The 10,946-nt window shown below is 70.7% G+C and carries 10 protein-coding genes and 1 pseudogene; 7 read left to right on the top strand and 4 right to left on the bottom strand.

Translation table 11 applies throughout. The annotated features are described in order from the left end of the window. A pseudogene (locus ABZU99_RS13640) lies at positions 1-270 on the bottom strand (hypothetical protein); the annotation flags it as partial. A gap of 184 nt (positions 271-454) precedes the next feature. Between ABZU99_RS13640 and ABZU99_RS13635 the strand changes: the two are divergent. Then, positions 455-1,210, top strand: coding sequence for an SDR family oxidoreductase (locus tag ABZU99_RS13635; RefSeq protein WP_355939947.1), 756 nt, complete (start codon positions 455-457; stop codon positions 1,208-1,210). A gap of 99 nt (positions 1,211-1,309) precedes the next feature. On the opposite strand, the gene ABZU99_RS13630 is transcribed toward ABZU99_RS13635, so the two are convergent. Continuing rightward, entirely contained in the window at positions 1,310-2,503 is a 1,194-nt protein-coding gene (locus ABZU99_RS13630) for an RtcB family protein (RefSeq protein WP_355939944.1), read from the bottom strand. Positions 2,504-2,666: 163 nt separating this feature from the next. Between ABZU99_RS13630 and ABZU99_RS13625 the strand changes: the two genes are divergently transcribed. The 3 genes from ABZU99_RS13625 (at position 2,667) to ABZU99_RS13615 (ending at position 6,021) form a co-directional block, all read left to right on the top strand. Continuing rightward, complete coding sequence (locus ABZU99_RS13625) at positions 2,667-3,626, top strand: DUF3558 domain-containing protein (protein WP_355939941.1); 960 nt, start codon at positions 2,667-2,669, stop codon at positions 3,624-3,626. Between the two features lie 145 nt (positions 3,627-3,771). Continuing rightward, positions 3,772-4,473 carry a hypothetical protein gene (locus ABZU99_RS13620; RefSeq protein ID WP_355939938.1) on the top strand — a complete coding sequence of 234 codons (702 nt, stop codon included), beginning with the start codon at positions 3,772-3,774 and terminating at the stop codon, positions 4,471-4,473. 99 nt (positions 4,474-4,572) lie between these two features. After that, positions 4,573-6,021, top strand: a complete 1,449-nt coding sequence (locus ABZU99_RS13615; protein WP_355939936.1) for a DUF2637 domain-containing protein — start codon at positions 4,573-4,575, stop codon at positions 6,019-6,021. Positions 6,022-6,102: 81 nt separating this feature from the next. On the opposite strand, the gene lysS is transcribed toward ABZU99_RS13615, so the two are convergent. Next, on the bottom strand, positions 6,103-7,854 hold the full coding sequence (lysS, locus tag ABZU99_RS13610; protein WP_355939933.1) for a lysine--tRNA ligase: 1,752 nt from the start codon (positions 7,852-7,854) through the stop codon (positions 6,103-6,105). A 405-nt stretch (positions 7,855-8,259) separates the two neighbouring features. On the opposite strand from lysS, the gene ABZU99_RS13605 reads away from it, so the two are divergent. Then, positions 8,260-8,412, top strand: a complete 153-nt coding sequence (locus ABZU99_RS13605) for a hypothetical protein (protein WP_355939931.1) — start codon at positions 8,260-8,262, stop codon at positions 8,410-8,412. A gap of 116 nt (positions 8,413-8,528) precedes the next feature. Beyond that, positions 8,529-9,116: a hypothetical protein gene (locus tag ABZU99_RS13600; RefSeq protein WP_355939928.1), complete on the top strand. Its 588-nt coding sequence runs from the start codon at positions 8,529-8,531 to the stop codon at positions 9,114-9,116. Between the two features lie 83 nt (positions 9,117-9,199). Here the strand turns inward: ABZU99_RS13600 and ABZU99_RS13595 are convergent, their stop codons facing one another. Further along, a complete protein-coding gene (locus ABZU99_RS13595; protein WP_355939926.1) occupies positions 9,200-10,096 on the bottom strand; it encodes a serine hydrolase in 897 nt (298 codons plus the stop codon). A 211-nt stretch (positions 10,097-10,307) separates the two neighbouring features. On the opposite strand from ABZU99_RS13595, the gene ABZU99_RS13590 reads away from it, so the two are divergent. Continuing rightward, positions 10,308-10,940: a nucleoside/nucleotide kinase family protein gene (locus ABZU99_RS13590; protein ID WP_355939923.1), complete on the top strand. Its 633-nt coding sequence runs from the start codon at positions 10,308-10,310 to the stop codon at positions 10,938-10,940. Positions 10,941-10,946: the final 6 nt, after the last annotated feature.

Here is a 10,946-nt window from a genome sequence, read left to right as displayed (position 1 = left end):
CTCGTCGTCGTGGCGGCTCTTCTGGTCGTGGCGGCCCTTGTCGTGCTGGCCGTGGTCGTCGTGCCCGTTCTCGTCGTGCTGACGGGCATCCTCATGGTCCTGGTGGCACTCGGTGCTCGACGCCTGGGGGCTCGGCGTGCTGCTCGCGGCCCACGCGGTGCCCGGGGTACCGGTCACCAGCGCCGCCGCCGCGATGGCACCTGCGGAGGCGACGCCCCAGCGACGGAAGGACCGACGGGACCGCTGCACGAATCTGTTCTGCTGCGTCATGACCTGAATTCACTCCTTGGGCATGGGGATGCTCCTTCACCGGCGGCGTGCCGGACGCAGTGCTCCCTTCCCCGGGGTCATGAGCCCGTAGCGGTTTGCCATCTCCAGTCCCCCGATTGGCGGCCTATAGGGCCGTCATATCCTGCGTATGGATCACGATCACCACGTCGTCAAAGGAGGGCCGATGACCACCCGTACGGCAGTCATCACCGGCGCGAGCAGCGGGATCGGGGCCGCCACCGCCCGTCGGCTCGCCGCCGCCGGATTCCGGGTCATGCTCACCGCCCGCCGTAAGGACCGCGTCGAGGCGCTCGCGGCGGAGCTCACCGAGGCCGGTCAGGAAGCCGAGGCGTACGTCCTGGACATCACCGACCGGACCGCCGTCGACGACTTCGCCGCCGGCCTCGACCGCTGCGATGTCCTCGTCAACAACGCGGGCGGCGCGATCGGCGCCGAGACCGTCGCGACGGCCGATCCGGCCGACTGGCGGGCGATGTACGAGGTCAATGTCATGGGCGTGCTCCAGGTGACCCAGGCGCTGCTGCCCGCCCTCACCGCCTCCGGCGACGGCACGGTCGTCGTGATGTCGTCCACGGCCGGCCATATCGCCTATGAGGGCGGCGGCGGTTATGTGGCCGCCAAGCACGGTGCGCACGCCATCGCCGCCACGCTCCGGCTGGAGCTGTGCGGCGATCCGGTGCGGGTCATCGAGATCGCCCCGGGCATGGTGAAGACGGACGAGTTCGCGGTGAACCGCTACCGCGGCGACGAGTCCAAGGCCGCGGCCGTGTACGAGGGCGTGGCCGAGCCCCTGACCGCGGACGATGTCGCCGACGCCGTCGAGTGGGCGGTCACCCGCCCCTCCCATGTGAACGTCGACATGATGGTCATCCGCCCCCGTGCCCAGGCGGCCCAGCACAAGGTGCACCGCGAGAAGTGACACCGATGGGGACATCTCGGGGCCCGGGCCCGCAGGCCCGGGCCCCGAGCCCGGTGAGCGCTGACGTCCCCGGCCCCGACCCCCGTCCGGGGCCGGGCGTCAGCCCTTGACGCACACCACCTGCTTGAGCCTCGCCACCACCTCGACGAGGTCCCGCTGCTGGTCGATGACCTGCTCGATCGGCTTGTACGCGCCCGGGATCTCATCCACGACACCCGCGTCCTTACGGCACTCCACGCCCCGCGTCTGCTCCTCCAGGTCCCGGGCCGAGAAGCGTCTCTTCGCCGCGTTGCGGCTCATCCTCCTGCCCGCGCCGTGGGAGGCCGAGTTGAACGACGCCTCGTTGCCCAGGCCCCGCACGATGTACGAGCCGGTGCCCATCGAACCGGGGATGATGCCGTAGTCCCCGCTCCCCGCGCGGATCGCGCCCTTGCGGGTGACCAGGAGGTCCAGGCCCTCGTAGCGCTCCTCGGCGACATAGTTGTGGTGGCAGGAGATCACGGGCTCGAAGACCGGCCGCGCCTTCTTGAACTCCTTGCGCACGACGTCCTGGAAGAGCGCCATCATGATCGCGCGGTTGTACTTGGCGTACTCCTGCGCCCAGAAGAGATCGTGCCGGTACGCCGCCATCTGCGGGGTGTCCGCGATGAAGACGGCCAGGTCGCGGTCGATCAGGTCCTGGTTGTGCGGCAGCTTCCGGGCCTCGCCGATGTGGTACTCGGCCAGCTCCTTGCCGATGTTGCGGGAGCCGGAGTGGAGCATGAGCCAGACCGCGCCGGTGTCATCGAGACAGAACTCGATGAAGTGGTTGCCCGACCCGAGCGAACCCATCTGCTTCACCGCCCGCTCCTGACGGAACCGGACCGCTTCGGCGACTCCCCCGAACCGCGCCCAGAAGTCGTCCCACCCCGCCGTCGGAAAGGCGTGCATTCGCCCGGGGTCCACGGCGTGGTCATGCATGCCGCGCCCGACCGGAATCGCCTGCTCGATCTTGGATCGCAGCCGCGAGAGATCTCCCGGCAGATCGTTCGCCGTGAGCGACGTCTTGACCGCCGACATTCCGCAGCCGATGTCGACCCCGACCGCCGCCGGGCATACCGCGCCCTGCATCGCGATCACCGAGCCGACCGTGGCGCCCTTTCCGTAGTGCACATCCGGCATCACGGCGAGGCCCTTGATCCACGGCAGGGTGGCGACGTTCCGCAGCTGCTGCATGGCGCCGTCCTCGACCGTCGCGGGGTCGGTCCACATGCGGATCGGCACCTTCGCCCCGGACACCTCGACGTACGACATGATTTACTCATTCCCCCGCAATGAACAGAAAACGCAAAAGCCGGGCCTATGCCCCATAGGTGGCGGGCGACCGGCAGGCACATCAGTGCGTGCGGTAGACATTGTGTCCAGCCACCGCCCACGGGCGGCAAGCAGTTTTCCCCCGCTCGAAGGGACACGGACAGTGCAGCAAGCGCAGCGAAGGGCGTACGGACGGCGCGCCACCCCGGCCGTCGCCGTGCTCATCACCGTGCTCGCCGCCGCCGGGCTCAGCGGATGCACCGGCTCCGACTCGAAGCCCGACAAGGGCAGCGGCACCTCCGACGACTCCGGGACGGCGGTAGCTGCCGAGCCCGGCCGCTACCGCACGCTGCCCGAGGCATGCGGCGCCGTCGGCGAGAAAACCCTCCGCACCCTGCTGCCCGGCGGCGAGGAGAGCGACAAGGCGTACGAGGGCACGGCCGCCGTGACGTACGACATAGACCGGCGCGACGGGTGCCGCTGGAAACTGGCCACGGCGGGCGGGACCCGCTATCTGACGGTCGACTTCGAGCGCGTGGTCTCGTACGACCCCACGGTCAGCGATGAGGACCGGGCGCAGGAGACCTACGAGAAGAAGGCCGTCGCCGCGCATATCCCGGACGCTCCGAGCACCCCCTCGGCCCCCTCCTCCGGCTCGCCGGAGGAGGGCGCGAGCGGCGGGAGCGACTCCCCGAGCCCCGATTCCAGCGAGAGCGGCAAGGGCGGCGACACGGCCGGCAAGGGCGGCGCCAGCAGCGACACGGCCGGCAAGGCGCCGGGTGGCGACGAGACCCCGGGCTCCGGCTCCGCCTCCGGCTCGGCCTCCGACGGCCCTGGCGACGACGAGAGCGCCGGGAGTGACGAAAGCGACAGCGCGTCGGACCTCACCGCCCCGCGCCGCTTGGGCGACCTCGCCGACGACGCCTTCCTCAATGACCAGCTGATCACCAAGGACTCCGGTATCCACCGCGACATCACTGTGGTGTTCCGCTCCTCGAATGTGATTGCCACCATTCAGTACGACCAGTGGACGACCAACAAGAAGCACATTCCCGACAGTGAAGAACTGCAGGAAAACGCGCAGGACTTGGCACAGGAGCTGACCGGCCGGCTCAACGAATAGCGCGCCGACGGCGGACTCCTGGATTCCGCTGGGACATCCCGCGAGGACCTCGAAGATTGGGACGCCCGCGCGTCGGCCGCGTACCGTGCCGACTAATGACGCGGGCGGCCCGTCCGCCCATCGACAGAGAATGAGCGAAGGACCCATGCACCGTACAGCCCCGCGACTCGCCCGAATACTCGCCTGCGCGACCGTACCGGTAGTGCTCGTCGCCGGCTGCTCCTCCGGCTCCGACAAGGAGAAGAAGGAGTCGGAGAGTTCATCGAGACCGGCCTCGCACAGCCCTTCCCCGACCGTCGCGGCCGCAAAGTTCAGCAAACTCCCCGATGTCTGCTCCTCCCTCTCCGGGAAGACGGTCGGCGAGCTTGTGCCCAAGGCGCAGAACAAGAAGGGCAAGGCCCTGCCCTCCGCCGACACCAATTCCTCGGCCAGCTGCCTGTGGAACGGCCTCGACGGATTCAAGTACCGGTCGCTGTCCGTCTCCCTCAAGCTCTTCGACTCCGACGCGGGGCTCGGCTCCGGCGACAAGCGCGCCGGGGAGTACGCCACCCAGCAGGCGGCCAAGGCCGCCACGAGCGGCAAGGTGAAGGACCCGAAGACCGAGAAGGCCGGGGGCATCGGTGACGAGGCGACCACCGTCACCACCAAGGAGAAGAAGGACGGCGACGACTTCCGGAACCAGACGGTCGTGGCCCGCACCGCCAATGTCGTGGTGACCGTCGAGTACGACGGCGCCGGCTACGAGACCGCGAAGACCCCCGACCCCGCCGAGCTGCTCAAGGACGCCAAGGCCGCGGCCAAGGAGGTCGTCGAATCCGTCGCGAAGGGCGCCCAGGGCACCGCGTAATCGCCCGCCACGCCCCCCTTCCCGTCCACGGCGCTTGACGTGTATGCGACGCTGTGCGCGCCCATTGCCGAGGACGGGGAGGGATCGCGGGTGGCCGCGATGCAGCTGACACGTACGCACCGCATATTGATCGGTGTGGTCGTCGCCGGAGCGGTGGTGATCGCCGCGATCGGTTTCGCCGGCTCCTACACGGCCGTGCGCGACCTCGCCCGTGACAAGGGCTTCGGCGCCTTCGCCAACGTCTTTCCCATCGGCATCGACGCCGGGATCGTGGTGCTGCTCGCCCTGGATCTGCTGCTCACGTGGATCCGTATCCCCTTCCCGCTGCTGCGCCAGACCGCCTGGCTGCTGACCGCCGCCACCATCGCCTTCAACGGAGCGGCCGCCTGGCCGGATCCGCTCGGCGTCGGCATGCACGCCGTGATCCCGATCCTCTTCGTCGTCTCCGTCGAGGCCGCCCGGCACGCGGTCGGCCGGATCGCCGACATCACCGCCGACCGCCACATGGAGTCGGTCCGCATCGCCCGCTGGCTGCTCGCGCCCCTGCCGACCTTCCGGCTGTGGCGCCGGATGAAGCTGTGGGAGCTGCGCAGTTACGACGAGGTCATCAGGCTGGAGCAGGACCGGCTGGTCTACCGCGCCCGGCTGCGGGCCCGCTACGGGCGCGCCTGGCGCCGCAAGGCGCCCGTCGAGGCGCTGATGCCGCTGCGGCTGGCGCGCTTCGGGGTGCCGCTGGCCGAGACCGCGCCGGCGGGGCTGGCCGCGGCGGGGCTGGAGCCGATCGCGGTGTCGCCCGCCGCTCTTCCGGCGGGCAGGAGGGACGAGGCCGCGAACGGGGCGGCGGCCGGGACCGCGAGCGGAATGGCAGCGGGCGCGGCGTACGAGGGGCCGCAGGAGGGCGCGGCGTACGAGGGGCCGCAGGAGGCCCCGTACGGGACGCCCGGAGGCCCCGCCGGGGCAGACGCCACCGCTCCCGCCGGGGACCGGCAGCAGGCGCGGCAGCAGCCTCAGGGGCTGCCCGTCCCCGAGGGTCCGCAGCCCGCCGGGCAGGAGCACGACGGACGGGCCCCCGCGATCTTCGATCCGGCCGCCGCCTTCGATCCGGCCGCCGCCTTCGATCCGGCCGCCGCCCACCCCGGGCCGCAGGAGCAGCCGCAGCAGCCCGTGCGGCAAGAGGTGACCATCCCCGTCCCGGTGGGGCCCGGTGGCCGGGTGCGTCAGCTCGGCAAGCAGGGCGTGGGGACGACCACCCAGAGCATGTACGTACCGGAGCAGCGCGAGCCGGAGCCGTACGCCGCCGAGTACGCGGAGGCGGCCGGGGCGCGGGTGAACCAGATGCCGGACGACATCCCGCGCGAAGACGTGTTCTACGCCACCTTCCGCCAGTTCCTCGCCGACCACAGCCGGTATCCCTCGGCGTACCAGTTCGGGCAGCGGCTGCGCGAGGCGTACGGCGTGACCGACCTCAGCAATGCCGAGCTGGCCGCGTACATCGAGGAGTTCAAGGAGCGCGCCCGCCTGGAGAGGGAAGCGGAGAGCATCCCGTAGGGCGGCATCCCGTAAGGCGGCGAAAGCCGAGGGCGCCGGGCCGGGCCATCAGGCCCGCCGCCCGGCGCCCAGGAGCGGAGGTCAGACCGCCAGCAGCTTACGCACCCGGTCCTGCCCCACCGCCAGCAGCAGCGTGGGCAGCCGGGGGCCGGTGTCCCGCCCCACCAGCAGGGTGTAGAGCAGGGCGAAGAACGACCGCTGCGCGACCTTCAGCTCGGGCGTCGGCTTGGCGTCCGCCGCCATCCCCGCCTGGATCTTGGGCACCCCGTAGACCAGCGTGGTCAGCCCGTCGAGCGACCAGTGGTCGTCCAGCCCGTCCAGCAGCAGCCGCATCGACTCGCGCTCGGTCTCGTCGAGCGACGCCAGCCGCTCCTTGTCCGGCTCGTCGCGCACCCGGGTGCGCTGGTCGGCCGGGACCTGGGTGGTGATCCAGCGCTCCGCCTTGTCGAGCCGCGGCCGCGTCTCGTCCAGGGACGTCACGGGGTTGTCCGGGTCGAGATCGCTGAGGATGCGCAGGGTCTGCTCGTCGTGCCCGGTGGTGATGTCCACCACCGAGGCCAGCGTGCGGTACGGCAGCGGGCGCGGGGTGCGCGGCAGCTCACCGGCGGCGGTGCGGGTCGCGCGGCGGTACGCGGCGGCGTCCGCGGGCTGGGCCGTGCCATCGCTGATCTTGCGCTTCAGCGCGTCCCACTCGTCGTAGGTCCGCTGGATCTCCTGATCGAAGGCGATCTTGAAGGACTGGTTCGGCCGACGCCGGGCGTACAGCCAGCGCAGCAGCGGGGCCTCCATGATCTCCAGGGCGTCGGCCGGGGTGGGCACGCCGCCCTTCGAGGAGGACATCTTGGCCATGCCGCTGATGCCGACGAAGGCGTACATCGGGCCGATGGGCTGATCGCCGCCGAAGACCTCGCGCACGATCTGCCCGCCGACCACGTACGAGGAGCCGGGCGAGGAGTGGTCGACGCCCGACGGCTCGAAGACCACGCCCTCGTACGCCCAGCGCATCGGCCAGTCGACCTTCCAGACCAGCTTGCCGCGGTTGTGCTCGCTGAGCAGGACGGTCTCGCTGTGGCCGCACGCGCAGCTGTAGCTGAGCTCGGTGGTCTCGTCGTCGTACGAGGTGACCGTGGTCAGATCTCGCTCGCAGACCGAGCAGTACGGCTTGTACGGGTAGTAGCCCGCGGTGCCCGCGCTGCCGTCGTCCTCGTCGGCGGCGCCCGAGCCCTCGACGGCCTCCAGCTCGGCCTCGTCGACCGGCTTCTGCTGCTTCTGGGCGGGCTTCTTCGCGCCCGGCTTGTCCTTGGTCCGGTACCGGTCCAGCACCGCGTCGATCTCCTGGCGGTGGCGCATCGCGTGCAGGATCTGCTCGCGGTACGCCCCCGAGGTGTACTTCTCGGTCTGGCTGATGCCGTGGAACTCGATCCCCAGCTCGCGCAGCGCCTCGATCATCGGCGCCTTGAAGTGCTCGGCCCAGCTGGGGTACGGGGACCCGGGCGGGGCGGGAACCGAGGTCAGCGGCTTGCCGATGTGCTCGGACCAGGACGGGTCGATCCCGGCCGGAACCTTCCGATACCGGTCGTAGTCGTCCCAGGACAGGATGTGGACGCACTCGTATCCGCGGCGCCGGATCTCGTCGGCGACCAGGTGCGGCGTCATGACCTCGCGCAGATTGCCGAGGTGGATCGGGCCGGACGGGCTGAGGCCCGAGGCGCAGACGATCGGTTTGCCGGGGGCGCGGCGCTCCGCCTCGGCAATGACCTCGTCGGCGAATCGGGAGACCCAGTCGGTCTCGGTGCTCTGAGCCACGGTCGGCACTTCCTTCCTTGCGGTCATGGCACCGCCCATTGTCCCAGACGGAAGGGGGGCCTCCGGAGTTACCCACAGGTGGAGCCCGGCGGACCGTACAGGTTGTCCACATCGACGGACAAAGGGACACGGCTCGGTCATCGACAAGCTCGGCAGCGCACGCCGTCCAGCTCGCCTTCGGCACGGTCCCTCGGCGGCCCCGGTCTCTCGCGATAGGGACCGCCGCGCGTCCGGCTCCCGCTCCGGCTCACGCTCCGGCTCCGGCTCCGGCTCCGGCTCGGGCACCGGCTCCGTCCCGGGCTCCGGCTCCGTCCCGGGCTCCGGCTCCCGCTCCGGCCCCCGCTCCCGCTCCGGCCCCGGCTCGGGCTCGGGCTCGGGCTCAGGCTCGCCGCACCGGTACACCGTGCACCGCCTCTCCGACGGCGCGGCCCGGTGCTCCCCGAGTCGGACCGCACCGGGCGCGCGTACGACGGGCCACTCCCGCCGGAGGAGTTCCTCGTCGAGCCGGGGGACATCGGCACCAGCCGGGGCCGCGCGCTGGACGCGGCCGTCCGCCGGCTCGGAAGGCAGGCCGGGTGCCGGTAACGGGACCGCATCGGGTACGCACCTTTTGCGACAGATTCCGGGACAGGACAACCTCTTGCCGCCGCTGCCCGTCAAACCCCATGCATCAGCTGTTATCGACGACATGGGGGTTGGCTATGCGACGGTGGGGGACCGCGCTCGCGGCGATGGTGATGGCGGCCGGCGGGCTGGCAGTGACGGCCGGGACGGCCGGGGCCGTGACGGCGTCGCCGGCGAAGGCGGCCGCGGCCTGCGAGACGGGCTGGGGCAGCGGCGAGAAGACGGCCCAGGCGGCGGGGCACAAGCCGCTGGAGAACATCAGGACCGGTCAGCACGCGTGCTTCGACCGCATGGTCTTCGACGTCAAGGGCGGAACGGCCGCCGATCGCGTCGGCTACCGCGTGAGCTACGTGGACACCCTGTACCAGGACGGCTCGGGCGAGGCGATTCCGGTCGGCGGCGGGGCCATTCTGGAGATACGGGTGGCCGCGCCCAGCTATGACCCGGAGACCGGCGGGGAGTCGTACCCGGGGCGGGCGCGCAAGCCGCTGCCGGGTGTGGACATCACGGGCTACAAGACCTTCAGGGACACGCGGTTCGGCGCCAGCTTCGAGGGCGACGCCCAGGTCGGTCTGGGTGTGCGCGCCCGGCTGCCGTTCCGGGTGTTCCAGTCGGGCGGGGACGTCGTGGTGGACGTGGCGCACTCCTGGAACGCGGTGCGCTGAGCCGGGCCTGCCCATGACGAAGGGGCCTGCCCGCGACCTGGATGGTCGCGGACAGGCCCCTTGCCGTCAGGGCACGGAGACGGCTACTTCTTGAAGCCGTAGTCCAGCAGCTTCTTCGCGTCCGCCGTGCGGTTGTCCACCGAGGAGGAGGCGAGGACCGTGCCGATGACGGTCTTGCCGCTCCGGGTGGCGGCGAAGACCAGGCAGTACTTGGCCTCCGGACCCGAGCCGGTCTTGACGCCGATGGCGCCCGAGTAGGTACCCAGCAGCGGGTTGGTGTTGGTCCACGACATGTCGCGGTAGCCACCGCTCTTGGTGGTGACCTTCTGCGTGGTCGACTTCGTCTTCACGACCGTGCGGAACGTGGAGTACTTCATCGCGCTGCTGGCGAGCTTCGTCAGGTCCTTCGGCGTCGAGTAGTTCGCGCCGTGCCCGATGCCGTCGAACGAGTCGAAGTGGGTTTTCGTCATCCCGAGGTTCTTCGCGGTGGTGTTCATCTTGCCGATGAACGACTTCACCCGCGCGTCCCGCGTGGACCCGGTGCCGAACTTGTCGGCCAGCGCGTATGCCGCGTCGCATCCGGACGGAAGCATCATGCCGTAGAGCAGCTGACGGACGGTGACCTTGTCGCCGACGATCAGCCGGGCCGAGGAGGCCCAGTTGTTGTCGACGATGTAGTCGCTGTACGCCTTCTGGACCGTGACCTTTGAGTCCAGGTTGAGGTTCGGCTGTGCCAGCACCACCCGCGCCGTCATGATCTTGGTGGTGGAGCCGGTGGAAAGCTTGCCGTCCTCGGCCTTGCCGTAGAGCTTGGCCCCCGTGCCGTTATTCATCACGAACCCGCCCTTGGCGGTGATCGTGGGCGTTGCGAGCGTGGTGGCGGCCTGCGCCGAGGCGGTGAACGCCCCGGCCGTCAGGACGGCTCCCGCGGTGACGACAACCGCGGACACGCGACGTAGACCCTTGATGCCGGTTTTCAAAATGTATACTCCAAATGCCCCTGCCGTGCGGACACATGAGAGTGCCGCTTGATCATGAGACGCGTGAGACGGGCCAAAGGATGTGCGCCTCGCGCAGATTTCTTGCGGGATTCCCCCGGGCGTACGTGTGGTGGCGTGCGCATGCCGGATACGCGCAGCGACCTTACCCGGCCCGGCGCCCCCGCGGGCTCATTCGCGACAATGGCACGCCATGACTCCCCCACACCTCCTCGAGCGCGCACAGCGCCTGGCCGCCGACGCCGGCGGCAGTGGCCGTCGCCGGTTGCTCGGCATCGCCGGAGCGCCCGGGTCCGGCAAGACCACCCTGGCCGAGGACCTGGTCGCCGCGCTCGGCCCCGGCCGGGCGGTCCTCGTCCCGATGGACGGCTTCCATCTCGCCGATGGGGAACTGCGCAGGCTCGGCCTCATCGGCCGCAAGGGCGCGCCGGAGACGTTCGACCCGTACGGCTACACCGCGCTGCTGCGGCGGCTGCGGGCGCCGCGCCCCGGGGAGACGGTGTACGCGCCCGCGTTCGACCGTGACCTCGAGCAGCCGGTCGCTGGCTCCGTCCCGGTGCCGCCGGAGATCCCGCTGGTGATCACCGAGGGGAACTATCTGCTGCTCGACGACGCGCCCTGGCGTCCGGTCCGTGAGCTGCTGGACGAGACCTGGTGGGTGGAGCTGGACAGCGAGGAGCGGGTGCGCAGGCTGATCGACCGCCATGAGCGGTTCGGCAAGCCGCGCGCCGAGGCCGAGCGCTTTGTCCTGGCATCCGACGAGGCCAACGCCCGGCTGGTCGCCCCGGGGCGCGAGCGCGCCGATCTCGTCGTCGCGGGCCGGTGACCAGCG

Origin of the sequence: Streptomyces sp. NPDC005266 (assembly GCF_040607655.1) — a bacterium.
Taxonomy (GTDB): Bacteria; Actinomycetota; Actinomycetes; order Streptomycetales; family Streptomycetaceae; genus Streptomyces.
The sequence above is the reverse complement of the archived record's forward strand: the minus strand, read 5'-3'. Positions and strand labels throughout refer to the sequence as shown.